Here is an 18,662-nt window from a genome sequence, read left to right as displayed (position 1 = left end):
CGATGTTTTTAAGTCAGGAAGATTTTGCCACGGTAGTGCGTTCCACTCCGCTCATTTCGATTGATTTGATCGTGGAGAACGAACGCGGCGAGTTCTTGCTGGGGAAACGAACCAATCGTCCTGCACAGGGCTTCTGGTTCGTGCCCGGCGGGCGCGTGCAGAAGGATGAGACGCTGGTTGATGCGTTTGAGCGTCTCACTCTGGCGGAGCTGGGCCTGCAGTTGCCGATGGCAGCGGGCCAGTTTTACGGGGTCTGGCAGCACTTCTATGACGATAACTTTTCGGGCACCGGGTTCTCCACGCACTACATCGTGCTGGGGTTCCGCCTGAAGGTGAGTGAGGCAGACCTGCGTCTGCCTGATTCTCAGCATGACGATTACCGCTGGCTAACGCCAGAGGCGCTGCTGGCAAGCGACAACGTCCATGACAACAGTCGGGCGTACTTCCTCGCGGAACGTCAGGCCGAGGTGCCAGGACTATGAAAATCCTCGTCTACGGAATTAACTACTCGCCGGAATTAACCGGTATCGGGAAATACACCGGCGAGATGGTGGAGTGGATGGCGAGCCAGGGACATGACGTGCGGGTGATTACTGCCCCGCCGTACTACCCGGAGTGGAAGGTAGGCGAACGCTATTCCAGCTGGCGCTATCGCCGCGAAGAGGGTGCCGCGACCGTCTGGCGCTGCCCGCTCTACGTGCCGAAACAGCCCTCGACGCTGAAACGTTTAATTCATCTGGGCAGCTTTGCCCTCAGCAGTTTCTTCCCGCTGATGGCGCAGCGTCGCTGGAAGCCGGATCGCATTATCGGCGTGGTGCCGACACTGTTCTGCACGCCGGGCATGCGCCTGCTGGGAAAACTCTCCGGCGCGCGCACCCTGCTGCACATTCAGGATTATGAAGTGGACGCCATGCTCGGTCTGGGTATGGCCGGGAAAGGCAAGGGCGGCAAGGTGGCGAAGCTCGCCAGCGCCTTTGAGCGCAGTGGCCTGCATAACGTGGATTACGTTTCGACGATCTCTCGCTCGATGATGAATAAGGCGCAGGAGAAGGGCGTCCCGGCGGAGAAAGTGATCTTCTTCCCGAACTGGTCCGAAGTGGCGCGTTTTCGCGACGTGACGGAGCAAGAAGCTCAGGCGCTGCGCGCCCGGCTCGGTTTGCCTGAAGACCAAAAAATCATTCTTTACTCAGGCAACATCGGCGAAAAGCAGGGGCTGGAGAGCGTTATTGAAGCGGCCCAGCTGCTGATCGAACAGCCGTGGACGTTTGTGATTGTCGGACAGGGCGGGGGAAAAGCGCGGCTGGAGAAGATGGCCAGTGAACGCGGCCTGACCAACGTGAAGTTTTTCCCGCTGCAATCGTACGATGCGCTGCCCGCGCTGCTGAAAATGGCGGATTGCCATCTGGTCGTGCAAAAACGCGGCGCGGCGGATGCGGTGCTGCCGTCCAAGCTGACCAACATTCTGGCAGTGGGCGGTAACGCGGTGATTACGGCCGAAGCCGAAACCGAATTAGGCCAGCTGTGTGACAGCTATCCGGGGATTGCCGTGTGCGTGGAGCCGGAATCGGTCCCGGCGCTGGTCACCGGCATTGAACAGGCACTCGCCATGCCAAAAGTGAACACGGTGGCACGTGAATATGCCGAACGCACGCTCGAGAAAGAGAACGTGCTGAGCCAATTTATTGCAGATATACGGGGATAAATCATGAGTCAAACCACTTTGTATCCGGTTGTGATGGCTGGTGGCTCTGGTAGCCGGTTGTGGCCGCTGTCCCGCGTGCTCTATCCAAAACAGTTCCTCTGCCTGAAAGGGGATCTCACCATGCTGCAGACGACGGTAAACCGTCTGCACGGCGTGGAGTGTGAAAGCCCGGTGGTGATTTGTAACGAACAGCACCGCTTTATCGTTGCCGAGCAGCTGCGTCAGCTGAACAAGCTCACGGAAAACATCATCCTGGAGCCTGCCGGACGTAATACCGCGCCCGCGATCGCCCTGGCGGCGCTGGCGGCAAAACGCAGCAGCCCTGACTGTGACCCGCTGATGCTGGTCCTGGCGGCAGATCACGTTATCCAGCAGGAAGACGCATTCCGCGACGCGGTGCGTGCCGCGATCCCTTACGCCGAGAGCGGCAAGCTGGTGACCTTCGGCATCGTGCCGGATCTGCCGGAAACCGGCTACGGTTACATCCGTCGCGGCAGCGTAACGCCGGGCGAAGGCGACAGCGTGGCGTTTGACGTGGCGCAGTTTGTCGAAAAACCGAATCTCGAAACCGCGCAGGCCTATGTCGCCAGCGGTGAATATTACTGGAACAGCGGGATGTTCCTGTTCCGCGCCGGACGCTATCTCGAAGAACTGCGCAAATACCGCCCGGATATTCTGAACGCCTGCGAAAAAGCGATGGCGGTGGTAGACCCGGATCTCGACTTTATCCGCGTGGATGAAGAGGCGTTCCTCGCCTGCCCGGAAGAGTCTATCGACTACGCCGTTATGGAACGCACGGCTGACGCGGTGGTGGTACCGATGGATGCAGGCTGGAGCGACGTTGGCTCCTGGTCCTCCCTGTGGGAGATCAGCGCCCATACCCCGGAGGGTAACGTCCATCACGGCGATGTGATTAGCCACAAAACCGAAAACAGCTACGTTTACGCCGAGTCTGGCCTCGTCACCACCGTCGGGGTGAAGGATCTGGTGGTTGTCCAGACCAAAGACGCGGTGCTGATTGCCGACCGTAACGCCGTGCAGGACGTTAAAAAAGTGGTGGAGAAGATCAAGGCCGATGGCCGCCACGAGCACCACATTCACCGTGAAGTGTACCGTCCGTGGGGCAAATATGACTCCATCGACGCCGGTGACCGTTATCAGGTGAAACGCATCACCGTGAAGCCTGGCGAGGGGCTGTCGGTGCAGATGCACCACCACCGCGCCGAGCACTGGGTGGTGGTCGCGGGTACCGCCAAAGTCACTATCGACGGCGAAGTGAAGCTGCTGGGTGAAAACGAGTCCATTTATATTCCGCTGGGCGCCACGCACTGTCTGGAAAACCCGGGAAAAATTCCTCTCGATTTAATTGAGGTGCGCTCCGGCTCGTATCTGGAAGAGGACGATATTGTGCGCTTCCAGGATCGCTACGGCCGCGTGTAGCACGCAGCATCATGCCCGGCGGCGCTGCGCCTGCCGGGCCTACGAATGACAAAAATAAATTTGGCCATTAAGTGGTCAGGGCCAACTGTTGCCTGAAAAAGGGGTCATCATGGAAAAATTAACCTGTTTTAAAGCCTACGATATTCGCGGCAAGCTGGGCGAAGAGCTGAACGAAGACATCGCGTGGCGCATCGGCCGCGCGTACGGCGAATATTTAAAACCTAAGACCATCGTGTTGGGCGGCGACGTGCGTCTGACCAGTGAATCCCTGAAGCTGGCGCTGGCAAAAGGGCTGCAGGACGCGGGCGTGGACGTGCTGGACATCGGCCTGTCCGGTACCGAAGAGATCTATTTTGCCACCTTCCACCTCGGCGTGGACGGCGGTATCGAAGTGACGGCCAGCCACAACCCGATGGACTACAACGGCATGAAGCTGGTGCGCAAGGGCGCGCGCCCGATTAGCGGCGACACCGGTCTGCGCGACGTGCAGCGCCTCGCGGAAGCCAACGACTTCCCGCCGGTGAACGACGCGAAGCGCGGCAGCTACAAGCAGATTAACCTGCAGAAAGAGTACATCGACCACCTGCTGGGCTACATCAACGTGGCGAACCTCAAGCCGCTGAAGCTGGTCATCAACTCCGGTAACGGCGCGGCCGGCCCGGTTGTCGATGCGCTGGAAGCCCGCTTTAAGGCGCTGAACGTGCCGGTGACCTTCGTCAAGGTACACAACACGCCGGACGGTAACTTCCCGAACGGTATTCCTAACCCGCTGCTGCCGGAGTGCCGCGACGACACCCGTAACGCGGTGATCGAGCACGGTGCCGATATGGGCATCGCCTTCGACGGCGACTTCGATCGCTGCTTCCTGTTCGACGAGAAAGGGCAGTTTATCGAAGGCTACTACATCGTTGGCCTGCTGGCGGAAGCGTTCCTCGAGAAAAACCCGGGCGCGAAGATCATTCACGATCCGCGTCTTTCCTGGAACACCGTGGACGTGGTGAAGGCCGCGGGCGGCGAGCCGGTGATGTCTAAAACCGGCCATGCCTTCATCAAAGAGCGCATGCGCGAAGAAGACGCTATCTACGGCGGCGAGATGAGCGCCCACCACTATTTCCGTGATTTTGCCTACTGCGACAGCGGGATGATCCCGTGGCTGCTGGTGACCGAACTCCTGTGCCTGAAGGGGCAGAGCCTGGGCGAGCTGGTGCGCGACCGCATGGCGGCCTTCCCGGCGAGCGGGGAGATCAACAGCAAGCTGGCGCAGCCGGCCGAGGCGATTGCCCGCGTAGAACAGCACTTTGCCATTCACGCGCTGGAGATTGACCGTACGGACGGCATCAGCATGGCGTTCCCGCAGTGGCGCTTTAACCTGCGTTCGTCCAACACCGAGCCGGTGGTGCGCCTGAACGTGGAATCCCGCGCTGATACGGCGCTGATGGAAGCCCGAACGAAGGACATTCTGGCGCTGTTGAATCAGTAACAATTGCCCCTCCCGGCGGGAGGGGGAACCGAATACAGGAACAACGATGACGAATCTAAAAAAACGCGAACGAGCGAGAACGAATGCATCGTTAATCTCTATGGTGCAGCGTTTTTCTGATATCACCATCATGGTCGGTGGATTGTGGGCGGTGTGTCGGATCAGCGGGCTGCCGTTCTTATATATGCATCTTCTGATGGCCCTGATTGCGCTGGTTGTGTTTCAGATGATCGGCGGAATGACCGATTTCTACCGCTCGTGGCGCGGCGTGAAAATGACCACCGAACTGATGCTGCTGCTGCAGAACTGGACCCTGAGCCTGATCTTCAGCGCCGGTCTGGTGGCGTTCAGCCATGATTTTGACAACCGCTTCGTGACCTATCTCTGCTGGTACCTGTTAACCAGCGTCGGCATGGTAGTGTGCCGTTCCCTGATCCGCTTTGGCGCGGGCTGGCTGCGTAACCGCGGCTATAACCGTCGTTTCGTCGCCGTAGCGGGTGATTTACCGGTCGGGAGAGTGCTGCTCGACAGCTTCCGCAAAGAGCCGTGGTTAGGGTTTGAAGTGGTGGGGATTTACCACGACGCGAAACCGGGCGGCGTGCCTGCGGACTGGGCGGGCAATTACGCGCAGCTTATTGAAGACGCGAAGGCCGGAAAAATTCATAACGTCTATATCGCCATGCAGATGAAAGACGAAACCCGCATCAAGCAGCTGATGCGCGAGCTGGCGGACACCACCTGCTCGGTGATCCTGATCCCGGACGTGTTTACCTTCAACATTCTGCACTCCCGCATTGAAGAGGTGAACGGCGTACCGGTGGTACCGCTGTATGACACGCCGCTGTCGGGTATTAACCGCGTGCTCAAGCGCGTGGAAGATATCATACTCTCTTCCCTGATTTTACTGCTCATTTCCCCGGTGCTGTGCTGCATCGCTCTGGCGGTGAAGCTGAGCTCTCCCGGCCCGGTTATCTTCCGTCAGACCCGCTACGGCATGGACGGTAAACCGATCATGGTGTGGAAATTCCGCTCCATGAAGGTGATGGAGAACGACAAGGTGGTGACCCAGGCGACGCAGAACGATCCGCGCGTCACCCGGGTGGGGAATTTCCTGCGCCGCACTTCGCTTGACGAGCTGCCGCAGTTCATCAACGTCTTTACCGGCGGCATGTCGATTGTTGGCCCGCGTCCGCACGCGGTGGCGCATAACGAGCAGTACCGTTCGCTGATTGAAGGCTACATGCTGCGCCATAAGGTGAAGCCGGGCATCACCGGCTGGGCGCAGATCAACGGCTGGCGCGGCGAGACCGACACGCTGGAAAAAATGGAAAAACGCATCGAGTTCGATCTGGAGTACATCCGCGAGTGGAGCCTCTGGTTCGATATCAAGATTGTTTTTCTGACCATCTTCAAAGGCTTCGTGAACAAAGCGGCGTACTAAGATGAGCTTACGTGAAAAAACCATCAGCGGCGCCAAGTGGTCAGCGATGGCGACCATCGTCATCATTGGCCTCGGCCTGGTGCAGATGACGGTGCTGGCGCGCATTATCGATAATCACCAGTTCGGCCTGCTGACCGTCTCGCTGGTGATTATCGCGCTGGCCGACACGCTGTCTGACTTTGGTATCGCCAACTCGATTATCCAGCGCAAAGAGATTAGCCATCTCGAGCTGACCACGCTCTACTGGCTGAACGTGGGGCTGGGGATTTTCGTGTTTGTGCTGGTGTTCCTGCTGAGCGACGTGATTGCAAGCGTGCTGCACAACCCGGATCTCGCCCCGCTGATGCGCACGCTGTCGTTTGCCTTTGTGGTGATCCCGCACGGGCAGCAGTTCCGTGCGCTGATGCAAAAAGAGCTGGAGTTCAACAAGATCGGCATGATCGAGACCAGCGCGGTGCTGGCGGGCTTTACCTTTACCGTGGTGAGCGCCCATTTCTGGCCGCTGGCGATGACCGCCATCCTCGGTTACCTGGTTAACTCTGCCGTGCGTACGCTGCTGTTCGGCTACTTTGGCCGCAAGATTTATCGTCCGGGGCTGCATTTCTCTCTCGCGTCCGTCTCGTCCAACCTGCGCTTTGGCGCGTGGCTGACGGCGGACAGCATTATTAACTATGTGAATACCAACCTCTCGACGCTGGTGCTGGCGCGCATCCTGGGCGCGAGCGTGGCGGGGGGCTACAACCTGGCCTATAACGTTGCGGTTGTTCCTCCTATGAAGCTGAACCCCATTATCACCCGCGTGCTGTTCCCGGCGTTCGCCAAGATTCAGGACGACACCGAGAAGCTGCGCGTCAACTTCTACAAGCTGCTTTCCGTGGTGGGGATTATCAACTTCCCGGTGCTGCTGGGGCTGATGGTGGTTTCCAGCAACTTCGTGCCGCTGGTGTTTGGCGAGAAGTGGAACGGCATTATCCCGATCCTGCAGCTGCTGTGCGTGGTGGGGCTGCTGCGCTCCGTGGGCAATCCGATTGGTTCTCTGCTGATGGCGAAGGCGCGCGTGGATATCAGCTTTAAGTTCAACGTGTTCAAAACTTTCCTGTTTATTCCGGCGATTATCGTCGGCGGGCATATGGCGGGCGCCATCGGCGTCACGCTGGGCTTCTTGCTGGTGCAGATCGTCAATACCGTTCTGAGCTACTTCATCATGATCAAACCGGTGCTGGGCTCCAGCTACCGTCAGTACATCCTGAGCCTGTGGCTGCCGTTCTATCTCTCATTGCCGACCCTGGCGGTGAGCTACGGTCTGGGCATTATCCTCAGCGGGCATCTGCCGCTGGCCGCGCTGCTGGCGGTGCAGGTTGCCGCGGGCGCGCTGGCGTTTGGCGTGATGATTGTGCTTTCGCGCAACGCGCTGGTGGTAGAGCTGAAGCGCCAGTTTTGCCGTAACGAAAAAATGAAAACGCTGCTTCGCGCAGGCTAGTTCTTTAAGAGGCCATTATGAAATTATTAATTCTTGGCAACCATACCTGCGGCAACCGTGGCGACAGCGCCATCCTGCGCGGTTTACTGGATGCAATTAACACCCTTAAGCCTGAGACTGAAGTGGACGTGATGAGCCGTTATCCGGTCAGCTCATCCTGGTTACTGAACCGCCCGGTGATGGGCGACCCGCTTTACAGCCAGATGAAACAGCACAACAACGCCGCGGGCGTGATGGGGCGCGTGAAGAAAGTGCTGCGCCGTCGCTACCAGCATCAGGTGCTGCTTTCCCGCGTCACCGACACCGGCAGGCTGCGCAACATCGCGATCGCGCAGGGCTTTACGGACTTCGTGCGTCTGCTTTCCGGCTATGACGCCATTATTCAGGTCGGCGGCTCGTTCTTCGTCGATCTCTACGGCGTGCCGCAGTTTGAGCATGCGCTGTGCACCTTCATGGCGAAAAAGCCGCTGTTTATGATCGGCCACAGCGTCGGGCCGTTCCAGGATCCGCAGTTTAACCAACTGGCAAATTATGTGTTTGGCCACTGCGACGCGCTGATCCTGCGTGAATCGGTCAGCCTCGACATGATGAAGCGTAGCGAAATTGACACCTCTAAAGTAGAACACGGCGTGGATACCGCCTGGCTGGTGGATCACCAGTACGATAACTTCCAGCCGAGCTACGCGGTGCAGCACTGGCTCGACGTGACGGCGAAACAGAAGACCGTTGCGATTACCCTGCGTGAACTCGCCCCGTTCGATAAGCGTCTTGGCACCACCCAGGCAGCCTATGAGAAAGCGTTCGCCGACGTGGTGAACCGCGTACTGGACAGCGGTTACCAGGTGCTGGCGCTCTCAACCTGTACCGGCATCGACAGCTACAACAAAGATGACCGCATGGTAGCGCTGAACCTGCGCAACCTGGTGAACGACCCGTCCCGCTACCACGTGGTGATGGACGAGCTGAACGACCTGGAGATGGGCAAACTGCTCGCAGCCTGCGACCTGACCGTGGGCACCCGTCTGCACTCGGCGATTATCTCCATGAACTTTGGCACGCCGGCCATCGCGATTAACTATGAGCACAAGTCCGCCGGGATTATGCAGCAGCTTGGCATGCCGGAGATGGCCGTGGATATTCGTCATCTGCTGGACGGATCGCTCGGTGCAATGGTGGGGGACACCCTGGGTCAACTGCCCGCGATCAATGAACGCCTGGCGGTGGCGGTGAAAGCCGAGCGCGAGAAGGGCATTGGAATGGTGAAATCGGTGCTTGACCGTGTGCGGGAGGGGAAATGAAGGTTGGTTTCTTCTTGCTGAAATTTCCGCTGTCGTCTGAGACCTTTGTACTGAACCAAATTACCGCGTTTATCGATATGGGATATGACGTGGAGATCGTCGCCCTGCAAAAGGGCGACACCAAAAATACCCATGCGGCGTATACCCAGTATGGGCTGGAGGCGAAGACCCGCTGGCTGCAGGACGAACCGGCCGGGAAGCTGAGCAAGCTGCGCTACCGGGCCAGCCAGACGTTACGCGGGATCCACCGCGCGTCGACGTGGCGCGCGCTGAACGTTTCCCGCTATGGATCGGAATCTCGCAATTTAATTCTGTCGGCCATCTGCGGGCAAACGGCGCAGCCGTATCGTGCCGACGTGTTTATCGCCCACTTTGGCCCGGCGGGGGTCACCGCCGCGAAACTGCGTGAGCTTGGCGTAATTGACGGCAAAATTGCGACCATCTTCCACGGTATCGACATTTCCAGCCGCGAGGTGCTGAATCACTACACGCCGGAGTATCAGGCGCTTTTCCGCCGCGGCGACATGATGCTGCCCATCAGCGACCTGTGGGCCGGTCGCCTGAAAAGCATGGGCTGCCCGGGAGAGAAAATTGCCGTGTCGCGTATGGGCGTGGACTTAACGCGCTTTACGCGTCGCCCGGTTAAGGTGCCGGGAAAACCGCTGCAGATCATCTCCGTCGCGCGTCTGACCGAGAAGAAAGGGCTGCATGTGGCGATAGAAGCCTGCCGCCAGCTGAAAGCGCGCGGTGTAGCGTTCCACTATCGCATTCTGGGCATTGGGCCGTGGGAGCGTCGTCTGCGCACGCTTATCGAACAGTATCAGCTGGACGATGTCGTGGAGATGCCGGGCTTCAAGCCGAGCCATGAGGTTAAAGCCATGCTCGATGAGGCTGACGTGTTCCTGCTGCCTTCGGTAACGGGAGCCGATGGCGATATGGAAGGCATTCCGGTGGCGCTGATGGAGGCGATGGCCGTTGGGATCCCGGTGGTATCGACGCTGCACAGCGGGATCCCGGAGCTGATCAAATCTGATCATTCCGGCTGGCTGGTGCCGGAGAATAACGCGATGGCTCTTGCGGATCGATTGGCTGCCTTCAGCGACATCGATCAGCAGGCGCTGGAGCCCGTGCTTCAGAATGCCCGACAAAAAGTTGAAACCGATTTTAACCAGCAGGTAATCAATCGCCAGTTAGCGAGCCTGCTGCAAACGCTGTAACGCCGAGGTTGTATGCTGAAAAAGATTACCCGACGCACCTTTGTCTCTTCTCTGTCTGTTCTGGCGGCCTCGCCGCTGCTGTCGTCCCGCATGGCGCGGGCGGCAAGCGGAAAGACGGTCTCCATTAATCAGTACAATAACAATGACTGGATCGCCGCTTTTAAGCAGGCGTTTAAGGACGGTGACACCGTCGTTGTCCCGGCCGGACTTACCTGCGAAAACATAAATACGGGCATTTTCATTCCCGACGGTAAAACGCTGCTGATCCGCGGAGCGTTGACCGGCAACGGACGTGGGCGTTTTGTGCTGCAGGAAGGCTGCAAAGTGATCGGTGAAGGCAGCGGGCGCACGGAGAACATCACGCTCGACATTCGCGGCTCGGACTGCGCGATCAAAGGGCTGGCAATGAGCGGATTTGGGCCGGTGACGCAGATCTACATTGGTGGCAAGAAACCTCGCGTGATGCGCAATCTGGTGATTGATAACATCAGCGTGAGCCAGGCTAACTACGCCATCCTGCGCCAGGGCTTTCACAATCAGGTTGATGGCGCCCGGATCACCAACAGCAAATTCAGTCATCTGCAGGGCGATGCGATCGAGTGGAACGTGGCCATCAATGACCGCAATATTCTGATCTCCGATCATGTGATCGATAACATCAACTGCACCAACGGCAAGATCAACTGGGGCATCGGCATCGGCCTCGCCGGCAGCACCTACGATAACGACTACCCGGAAAAGCAAACCGTGAAGAACTTCGTGGTGGCAAATATCACCGGCAGCAACTGTCGCCAGCTGGTGCACGTTGAGAACGGGAAACACTTTGTTATCCGCAATATAAAGGCCAAAAATATTACCCCCGATTTCAGTAAAAAGGCGGGTATAGACAACGCAACGGTCGCCATTTATGGCTGTGATAATTTCATTATTGATAATGTCGACATGGTCAATAGTGCCGGAATGTTAATCGGCTATGGCGTTATTAAAGGCGATTATTTGTCCATCCCGCAGAACTTCAAGCTTAACAATATCCATCTGGATAATCGCCAGCTAGCATATAAGCTGCGCGGAATTCAAATTTCATCCGGTAATGCGACCTCCTTTGTAGCGATCACCAACGTGGAGATGAAGCGGGCGACGCTTGAGCTGCACAATAAGCCGCAGCATCTTTTCTTACGTAATATCAATGTGATGCAGAAGGCAGCTATTGGCCCCGCGCTGAAGATCAACTTCGACATGCGTAAAGATGTGCGGGGTAAATTTATGGCCAAAGACGGAACCTTGCTGTCGCTGGCGAACATCAAAGCGGTGAATGAGAAAGGGCAGAGTTCGGTGGATATTGACCGGGTGGATCAGCAGGTAGTGAATGTGGAAAGGCTGAATTTTGCGCTTCCGCACAGATAATCGACAATTTTCTTTTTTGAGACTATTCCTGGCACAGAAGTGTGATCTATTCAGATTGCAACTACAGAAATTTGTGGGGCTAAGGCGTAACATTGCCAGAGGATTACGGCAAATCATGCTGGCGAAAACAGGTTTAAGAGCTATAATTCGTCAACCATTTTAAGGTGGAAGAAATAATGATTAATTTGAAAGCAGTCATTCCGGTAGCAGGCCTGGGCATGCATATGCTGCCAGCCACTAAAGCCATCCCTAAAGAGATGCTGCCGATCGTCGACAAACCGATGATTCAATATATCGTCGACGAGATTGTTGCTGCAGGGATCAAAGAAATCGTCCTGGTTACCCATTCGTCCAAGAATGCGGTTGAGAACCACTTCGACACCTCTTACGAACTCGAAGCGCTGCTTGAGCAGCGCGTCAAACGCCAGCTGCTGGCAGAAGTGCAGTCTATCTGTCCGCCAGGCGTAACCATTATGAACGTGCGTCAGGCACAGCCGCTGGGTCTGGGTCACTCGATTTTGTGTGCCCGTCCGGTAGTGGGTGATAACCCATTCATCGTTGTTCTTCCTGACATCATCATCGATACCGCTTCAGCCGATCCGCTGCGTTACAACCTGGCGGCAATGGTGGCTCGTTTCAATGAAACGGGCCGTAGTCAGGTGCTGGCGAAACGCATGAAGGGCGATCTCTCCGAGTACTCCGTTATCCAGACAAAAGAAGCGCTGGAGACGGAAGGGCAGGTGAGCCGCATCGTTGAATTCATCGAAAAACCCGATCAGCCGCAGACGCTGGATTCGGATCTGATGGCGGTTGGCCGTTATGTCCTGAATGCCGATATCTGGGCGGAGCTGGAAAAAACTGAGCCAGGCGCCTGGGATCGTATCCAGTTGACCGATGCAATTGCAGCACTGGCGAAAAAACAGTCCGTTGACGCAATGCTGATGACAGGTGACAGCTACGACTGTGGTAAGAAGCTGGGATACATGCAGGCGTTTGTGAACTATGGGCTGCGCAACCTGAAGGAAGGGGCGAAGTTCAGAAGCCGGATTGAGAAGCTGTTGGCTAACGACTGATATTCCTTCCGCATCCAGAACAAACGGCAGTTATCATTTTTGGTGTTGAGACATAACCAAAATGATAACTGCCGTTTTTTGTTATTAATTTTAATGATTACATAGGGTTATCTGATTCAAATCTCAGCAGCTTTGTAGCGATTTGTGCTTGTTTCTCTGGTCGTTTAGGACGACAATTAACGCCTGTTTTTTGTCTGTAACCAGACAAGCAAAATCATTAATCAAACATCGCTCAGTGCACTGGTAGCTGTTAAGCCAGGGGCGGTAGCGTGCTCAATTTCTGAAACCGTTATTAAACACTCAGGTTTCAGAACCCCAGTATCCAGACATATACACTAGACGGAACAGATAACGTGAAAATTCTTGTGACGGGCGGGGCTGGTTTTATCGGCTCAGCGGTTGTGCGACATATTATTAAAAATACACAGGACGATGTCGTCAATGTAGATAAGCTCACCTATGCCGGAAATCTGGAGTCGCTAACAGAAGTTAGTGATAGCAACCGATATGCCTTTGAGCATGCCGATATTTGCGACAAAGACGCCATGGATCGGATCTTTGCAAATCATAAGCCTGATGCGGTAATGCATCTGGCTGCTGAAAGCCACGTTGACCGTTCTATTACGGGCCCGGCAGCGTTTATCGAAACCAATATCGTCGGCACTTATGTGCTTCTGGAAGCCGCCCGTGCGTACTGGTCCACGCTTGATGAGCAGGCGAAGAAAGCGTTTCGTTTCCATCACATCTCTACCGACGAAGTGTATGGAGATTTGCCGCATCCTGATGAGCATCCTGCATCAACTGAGCTGCCACTCTTTACTGAAACTACCGCGTATGCGCCCAGCAGTCCGTATTCAGCGTCAAAAGCCTCCAGCGATCATCTCGTTCGTGCCTGGATGCGTACCTACGGTTTCCCGACCATCGTCACCAACTGTTCAAATAACTATGGCCCTTACCATTTCCCGGAAAAACTGATTCCGCTGGTTATCCTGAATGCATTGGACGGCAAAGCGCTGCCTATTTACGGCAAGGGCGATCAAATCCGCGACTGGCTCTATGTTGAAGACCATGCGCGTGCACTCTATACCGTGGTCACCCAAGGGAAACCGGGGGAGACATACAACATTGGTGGACATAACGAAAAGCAAAACCTGGATGTGGTGCATACGATTTGCGATCTGCTGGACGAGATTGTGCCTAAAGAGGGGGCGTATCGCGATCAGATTACCTATGTTGCTGACCGTCCGGGCCATGACCGCCGCTATGCCATTGATGCACATAAAATTGCTACTGAGTTAGGGTGGAAGCCTCAGGAGACCTTTGAAAGTGGCATTCGTAAGACAGTTGAGTGGTACTTAAGCAATCAAGATTGGGTTAACAACGTGAAAAGCGGTGCTTATAAAAGTTGGATCGAACAGAACTACGGAGAACGTTAATAATGAATATTCTTCTGTTCGGTAAAACAGGGCAGGTGGGGTGGGAACTCCAGCGTGCGCTTGCTCCACTAGGTAACTTGATAGCGGTCGATGTGCATTCTAAAGAATATTGCGGAGACTTTAGCAATCCTGAAGGAATCGCGGAAACTGTTCGTATAATTAAACCAGACGTCATTGTCAATGCGGCGGCGCATACAGCAGTAGATAAGGCTGAATCTGAGCCTGATTTTGCCAGACTCCTCAACGCAATTAGCGTTGAAGCTATAGCTAAAGAAGCCGCAAAAATAGACGCATGGGTTATTCACTACTCTACCGATTATGTATTCCCCGGTGACGGTGAAAAGCCATGGCGTGAAACAGATTCGACTGCTCCGTTGAATGTATACGGTGAGACAAAACTTGAAGGTGAAAAGGCATTGCAGGCGCATTGTCCTAAGCATCTTATTTTCCGTACCAGTTGGGTATATGCGGGGAAGGGCAACAATTTCGCTAAAACGATGCTGCGGCTCGCAAAAGAGCGTCAGGAACTCTCCGTAATCAACGATCAAGTTGGTGCCCCGACGGGCGCTGAGTTGTTAGCAGACTGCACAGCGCATGCTATTCGCGTCGCAATGATAAAGCCTGAAGTTGCTGGTCTCTACCATCTGGTCGCGTCGAATACGACAACCTGGTATGACTATGCGGCACTGGTGTTTGAAGAGGCCAGAAAAGCAGGTGTCGAGTTGGCCATTGAAAAACTTAATGCTGTTCCAACATCGGCTTACCCAACTCCTGCACGTCGACCACAGAATTCACGCTTGAACACAGAGAAGTTTCAGTCGAATTTTGGTCTTGTACTCCCTTCCTGGGATATTGGCGTAAAACGGATGCTCGCTGAGCTCTTTACGACTCAATCAATTTAATGAGATAAATGCCCTTATATGGGCATTTGGTATTTATAGAGAAAAAATGATGGCTACGCGTAAAGGTATTATTCTTGCCGGTGGATCTGGCACTCGTTTGTACCCGGTGACCATGGCGGTGAGTAAACAGCTACTGCCAATTTATGACAAACCAATGATTTACTACCCGCTGTCAACACTTATGCTGGCAGGGATAAAAGATATTCTTATTATCAGCACTCCACAAGACACGCCACGTTTTGAACAATTGCTGGGTGATGGCAGCCAGTGGGGACTGAATCTGCAATATAAAGTACAGCCAAGCCCAGATGGCCTTGCGCAGGCATTTATCATCGGTGAAGAGTTTATCGGCGATGACAGCTGTGCTCTGGTGTTGGGTGACAATATTTTCTACGGACATGACCTGCCGAAGCAACTTGAAGCTGCAGTAAATAAAGATGATGGTGCTACAGTATTTGCCTATCATGTTAATGATCCTGAGCGCTATGGTGTGGTGGAGTTTGATAAGAACGGCACCGCAATCAGTCTGGAAGAAAAACCGTTAGAACCGAAGAGTAATTACGCCGTTACAGGTCTGTATTTCTATGATAATGGCGTGGTTGAAATGGCAAAAAATCTGAAGCCGTCTGCGCGTGGTGAGTTAGAAATTACAGATATTAACCGTGTATATCTTGAGCAGGGGCGCCTTTCTGTTGCAATGATGGGGCGTGGGTACGCGTGGTTGGATACGGGGACTCATCAGAGTCTGATAGAAGCAAGCAACTTTATCTCGACCATAGAAGAACGTCAGGGTCTCAAGGTGTCCTGTCCTGAAGAGATTGCTTTCCGTAAAGGCTTTATTGATTCTGATCAGGTTAAAAAACTGGCGGCACCGCTCGCTAAAAATGCTTACGGTCAATATCTGCTAAAAATGATTAAAGGTTACTAAGCAATGAACGTGATTAAAACCGCTATTCCTGACGTACTTATTTTTGAACCGAAGGTATTTGGCGACGATCGTGGATTCTTTTACGAAAGTTTTAACCATCGTGTTTTTGAAGAGACCGTGGGCCGCCAGGTTAAGTTTGTCCAGGATAATCATTCGAAATCCAGTAAAGGGGTTTTACGCGGTTTGCACTATCAGCTGGCTCCGCACGCGCAGGGTAAGCTGGTTCGTTGCATTAGGGGAGAAGTCTTTGATATTGCAGTCGATATTCGTAAATCGTCAACAACCTTTGGTCAGTGGGTTGGAGTAAATCTCTCTGCTGAAAACAAACGCCAGCTCTGGATCCCGGAAGGTTTTGCACACGGCTTTCTGGTGCTGAGCGAGACGGCAGAGTTTGTCTACAAGACCACCGACTACTACCAGCCGCAGCTGGAACGCGCCGTAAGCTACAATGATGCGCAGCTCAAAATTCAATGGCCGTTTAATGTCAATCTGAAGCTCTCGCCCAAGGACGAAGCCGCTCCTCAGCTGAATTCTATTCCGGTGAATGAGCTTTTTATATGAGCATAATTAAAAATAGCATCTGGAACCTAGTAGGATATGTAATTCCATCGCTTGTGGCTATACCAGCTCTGGGCTATATGGCACACAAACTGGGACCAGAACTTTTTGGTATCTACACCATCGCAATCGCGGTTGTAGGATATGCAGGCATTTTCGATATGGGATTGACCCGGGCAATTACCCGGGAAATTGCTATTTATCGAAACAATATCTCTGAACGGAAAAAAATCATTGCCAGCGCTACCATATTCCTGTTGGCGCTAAGTACGCTAGGAGGATGTCTAGTACTGATCTTCTCTGCTTCCATAGTGCATTTTCTCAACATAACAGCAACTGATTTTGTCGATATCAACAACTCCTTTAAGCTACTGGCACTGACAATCCCGCTATTTTTAATGAATCAGCTATGGATTGCCATTCTTGAGGGCGATGAGAAGTTTAAAGTTGTTAATATTCAAAAGTCATTTAGCAGCACTTTCATTGCAGGAATGCCTGCGCTGTTTGTTATCTATGATGGAACGCTCCTCTCAGCGATAGCGGGATTGCTTTTTTCCCGCATCATTTCGTTGCTGATAGCCTTTCTGCTGGTACGTAACGAAATACTCTATTCAGGAATGCGTCTCGACCTCGTCACTTTTAAACGGCTAATCTTCTTTGGCGGCTGGATCACGGTCAGTAACATTATCAGCCCGGCTATGGTCTATTTTGATCGTTTTATCATTTCAAATATGTTGGGCGCTAGGCACGTTGCTTACTATTCGGGACCTTCGGAAGCCATTGCCCGTTTGGGGATTCTGCCAGCCGCAGTAGGCAGGGCAATATTCCCAAAATTAAGTTGCGTGGGGCATAAAGATGAATTAAAAAGGAATATGACAATCTCTTGGCTACTAATGTTTGCCGTCTGCGCGCCGATTGTGATTTTCGGAATAGTGTTTGCAGGAGACATTTTAAATCTGTGGTTAGGTCAAAGCTATGCAGTGCATTCAAAGAATATTTTTATTATCTTGCTGGTAGGTTTCTTGTTTAACGCGCTTGCTCAGGTTCCCTTTACGGCAATCCAGTCTGTGGGTAAAGCTAAAATCACTGCTTTGCTCCACTGCATTGAGATTATACCCTACTTCGTTATGCTCTATTTTTTTGTACAGCATTATGGGCTGATTGGTGTAGCATTCGCTTGGAGTATCAGGGTCATCGTGGACTGGGGAATTTTGACGGTTATTAGCCAACGCTTGTTAAAACGACAGTTGCGCACAATTTAAGTCTAAACGTAAAATCTGGCAATGCTGCCGCTGCAATTATTTACAGATAAAAGATAACTATGAAAGTTAATATTATTGTTGCTCTTTATTATCCCCACTATTATGAAAAAGTGAGAAAAGAGATATTCTCTATCTTTGCTAACGAGCGTTTTTATCTTTTATTTGTAGATAATAGCGGTAAGCTGATTCCTGAAAATGAGCCTGCAACGAATGTACAGTGGCTCAAGGGCAGTAACTTAGCTGGTGAATTCTCAGCATGGGATGAAGGTTATGCTCTCCTTACGGGAGATGGAACAATAGACAATGATGAGATCGTTCTGTTTATGAATGATACTTTCTGTCACCATCGCTTCTTTACGTTCTATGATAGAATGCTCTACCGAAAGGCGGTTGCGCGCTGTACCGGCAATGGTATTTATGGCGAGTTAAACAGTACCGGAGCGGCATTTACCATCAATCAATTGCCACTAACCTCATGGATCTCTTCCTACGTGTTTCTGAGCCGTAGAGAAAATATCGATAAGCTGCTGCCTTTAAATAGTGCATCGACAATAAATGATCAAGTATTTGCACAGATCAACGGCGATCTGAAGCAGCGTAGGATCAATGTGTCTTTTTTCTCGGAAAATCTAAACCAGCATCTTAGCCAATGGCTTTTCCCTTTTAACGGAAATGGCTGGTACAATGCGGGTAAAACCTCTCCGGCAATTCTACAGTTCAAGCTCAGAGCCATTATCAATGAAAAGATGTTGAGCCATAAGGCACTACTAAATGGTCTCGCTGTAAACGATATCTATCAGGGTAAACTAAACAGAATCTATAACTCGCTGCGCAACAGGCTTTACACTTTTTGCAAGCGCCATAAATTAGTATAAGTGGCATTAATTCATGAATACCGATATGAATAGAATTGGAATAAGCGCTTCGGGTAGAAAAAACTACGTATTTTCATCAATGTGCTTAGTGATAATTCTCCTGGCGATGACCCTGAACGATCTGCCGGTGCAGGCTTTTTTAGGTACACTGGGCGCCAGTCCAATG

Annotated in this window: 16 protein-coding genes; all 16 read left to right on the top strand. The window is 53.2% G+C overall.

The genetic code is table 11. From position 1 onward, the window contains the following. The first annotated feature begins 2 nt into the window (after positions 1-2). The 16 genes from INF73_RS03685 to INF73_RS03610 all read left to right on the top strand — a co-directional run bounded on the left by INF73_RS03685 (position 3) and on the right by INF73_RS03610 (position 18,496). Positions 3-482 (top strand): GDP-mannose mannosyl hydrolase, encoded by a 480-nt coding sequence (locus INF73_RS03685; RefSeq protein ID WP_074135958.1) that lies wholly within the window; start codon positions 3-5, stop codon positions 480-482. Beyond that, positions 479-1,702, top strand: a complete 1,224-nt coding sequence (gene wcaI / locus INF73_RS03680) for a colanic acid biosynthesis fucosyltransferase WcaI (RefSeq protein WP_028013793.1) — start codon at positions 479-481, stop codon at positions 1,700-1,702. Before INF73_RS03685 ends, wcaI begins: the two co-directional genes overlap by 4 nt. A 3-nt stretch (positions 1,703-1,705) precedes the next feature. Continuing rightward, complete coding sequence (gene cpsB, locus INF73_RS03675; protein ID WP_028013792.1) at positions 1,706-3,142, top strand: mannose-1-phosphate guanyltransferase; 1,437 nt, start codon at positions 1,706-1,708, stop codon at positions 3,140-3,142. Between the two features lie 109 nt (positions 3,143-3,251). Continuing rightward, positions 3,252-4,622, top strand: coding sequence for a colanic acid biosynthesis phosphomannomutase CpsG (gene cpsG, locus INF73_RS03670; RefSeq protein ID WP_041909126.1), 1,371 nt, complete (start codon positions 3,252-3,254; stop codon positions 4,620-4,622). Positions 4,623-4,668: 46 nt separating this feature from the next. Beyond that, positions 4,669-6,063: an undecaprenyl-phosphate glucose phosphotransferase gene (gene wcaJ / locus INF73_RS03665; protein ID WP_192986621.1), complete on the top strand. Its 1,395-nt coding sequence runs from the start codon at positions 4,669-4,671 to the stop codon at positions 6,061-6,063. Position 6,064: 1 nt separating this feature from the next. Then, a complete protein-coding gene (wzxC, locus tag INF73_RS03660; RefSeq protein WP_063437117.1) occupies positions 6,065-7,543 on the top strand; it encodes a colanic acid undecaprenyl disphosphate flippase WzxC in 1,479 nt (492 codons plus the stop codon). A gap of 17 nt (positions 7,544-7,560) precedes the next feature. Beyond that, positions 7,561-8,841, top strand: coding sequence for a colanic acid biosynthesis pyruvyl transferase WcaK (gene wcaK / locus INF73_RS03655; RefSeq protein WP_049119880.1), 1,281 nt, complete (start codon positions 7,561-7,563; stop codon positions 8,839-8,841). Then, positions 8,838-10,058 carry a colanic acid biosynthesis glycosyltransferase WcaL gene (gene wcaL, locus INF73_RS03650; RefSeq protein WP_193066417.1) on the top strand — a complete coding sequence of 407 codons (1,221 nt, stop codon included), beginning with the start codon at positions 8,838-8,840 and terminating at the stop codon, positions 10,056-10,058. Before wcaK ends, wcaL begins: the two co-directional genes overlap by 4 nt. 12 nt (positions 10,059-10,070) lie before the next feature. After that, on the top strand, positions 10,071-11,462 hold the full coding sequence (gene wcaM / locus INF73_RS03645; protein ID WP_193542238.1) for a colanic acid biosynthesis protein WcaM: 1,392 nt from the start codon (positions 10,071-10,073) through the stop codon (positions 11,460-11,462). 176 nt (positions 11,463-11,638) lie between these two features. Then, complete coding sequence (galF, locus tag INF73_RS03640; RefSeq protein WP_041909139.1) at positions 11,639-12,535, top strand: GalU regulator GalF; 897 nt, start codon at positions 11,639-11,641, stop codon at positions 12,533-12,535. Positions 12,536-12,888: 353 nt separating this feature from the next. Beyond that, complete coding sequence (rfbB, locus tag INF73_RS03635) at positions 12,889-13,971, top strand: dTDP-glucose 4,6-dehydratase (RefSeq protein ID WP_193052353.1); 1,083 nt, start codon at positions 12,889-12,891, stop codon at positions 13,969-13,971. Positions 13,972-13,973: 2 nt separating this feature from the next. Continuing rightward, positions 13,974-14,873 (top strand): dTDP-4-dehydrorhamnose reductase, encoded by a 900-nt coding sequence (gene rfbD / locus INF73_RS03630; protein ID WP_193542236.1) that lies wholly within the window; start codon positions 13,974-13,976, stop codon positions 14,871-14,873. A 49-nt stretch (positions 14,874-14,922) separates the two neighbouring features. Then, positions 14,923-15,801, top strand: coding sequence for a glucose-1-phosphate thymidylyltransferase RfbA (rfbA, locus tag INF73_RS03625; RefSeq protein ID WP_193542265.1), 879 nt, complete (start codon positions 14,923-14,925; stop codon positions 15,799-15,801). Between the two features lie 3 nt (positions 15,802-15,804). Beyond that, positions 15,805-16,362, top strand: coding sequence for a dTDP-4-dehydrorhamnose 3,5-epimerase (gene rfbC, locus INF73_RS03620; protein WP_136485417.1), 558 nt, complete (start codon positions 15,805-15,807; stop codon positions 16,360-16,362). Next, positions 16,359-17,621 (top strand): flippase, encoded by a 1,263-nt coding sequence (locus tag INF73_RS03615; protein WP_136485419.1) that lies wholly within the window; start codon positions 16,359-16,361, stop codon positions 17,619-17,621. Before rfbC ends, INF73_RS03615 begins: the two co-directional genes overlap by 4 nt. 59 nt (positions 17,622-17,680) lie before the next feature. Next, complete coding sequence (locus tag INF73_RS03610; protein WP_193547283.1) at positions 17,681-18,496, top strand: hypothetical protein; 816 nt, start codon at positions 17,681-17,683, stop codon at positions 18,494-18,496. Positions 18,497-18,662 lie beyond the last annotated feature (166 nt).

Source organism: Enterobacter cloacae complex sp. P6RS (assembly GCF_014982245.1).
Lineage (GTDB): Bacteria > Pseudomonadota > Gammaproteobacteria > Enterobacterales > Enterobacteriaceae > Enterobacter > Enterobacter bugandensis.
The sequence above is the reverse complement of the archived record's forward strand: the minus strand, read 5'-3'. Positions and strand labels throughout refer to the sequence as shown.

Excerpts from the sequence above, each read along its gene's own strand:
- INF73_RS03685 (WP_074135958.1), top strand. The coding sequence starts at position 3 with ATGTTTTTAAGTCAGGAAGATTTTGCCACGGTAGTGCGTTCCACTCCG.
- wcaI (WP_028013793.1), top strand. The coding sequence starts at position 479 with ATGAAAATCCTCGTCTACGGAATTAACTACTCGCCGGAATTAACCGGT.
- cpsB (WP_028013792.1), top strand. The coding sequence starts at position 1,706 with ATGAGTCAAACCACTTTGTATCCGGTTGTGATGGCTGGTGGCTCTGGT.
- cpsG (WP_041909126.1), top strand. The coding sequence starts at position 3,252 with ATGGAAAAATTAACCTGTTTTAAAGCCTACGATATTCGCGGCAAGCTG.
- wcaJ (WP_192986621.1), top strand. The coding sequence starts at position 4,669 with ATGACGAATCTAAAAAAACGCGAACGAGCGAGAACGAATGCATCGTTA.
- wzxC (WP_063437117.1), top strand. The coding sequence starts at position 6,065 with ATGAGCTTACGTGAAAAAACCATCAGCGGCGCCAAGTGGTCAGCGATG.
- wcaK (WP_049119880.1), top strand. The coding sequence starts at position 7,561 with ATGAAATTATTAATTCTTGGCAACCATACCTGCGGCAACCGTGGCGAC.
- wcaL (WP_193066417.1), top strand. The coding sequence starts at position 8,838 with ATGAAGGTTGGTTTCTTCTTGCTGAAATTTCCGCTGTCGTCTGAGACC.
- wcaM (WP_193542238.1), top strand. The coding sequence starts at position 10,071 with ATGCTGAAAAAGATTACCCGACGCACCTTTGTCTCTTCTCTGTCTGTT.
- galF (WP_041909139.1), top strand. The coding sequence starts at position 11,639 with ATGATTAATTTGAAAGCAGTCATTCCGGTAGCAGGCCTGGGCATGCAT.
- rfbD (WP_193542236.1), top strand. The coding sequence starts at position 13,974 with ATGAATATTCTTCTGTTCGGTAAAACAGGGCAGGTGGGGTGGGAACTC.
- rfbA (WP_193542265.1), top strand. The coding sequence starts at position 14,923 with ATGGCTACGCGTAAAGGTATTATTCTTGCCGGTGGATCTGGCACTCGT.
- rfbC (WP_136485417.1), top strand. The coding sequence starts at position 15,805 with ATGAACGTGATTAAAACCGCTATTCCTGACGTACTTATTTTTGAACCG.
- INF73_RS03615 (WP_136485419.1), top strand. The coding sequence starts at position 16,359 with ATGAGCATAATTAAAAATAGCATCTGGAACCTAGTAGGATATGTAATT.
- INF73_RS03610 (WP_193547283.1), top strand. The coding sequence starts at position 17,681 with ATGAAAGTTAATATTATTGTTGCTCTTTATTATCCCCACTATTATGAA.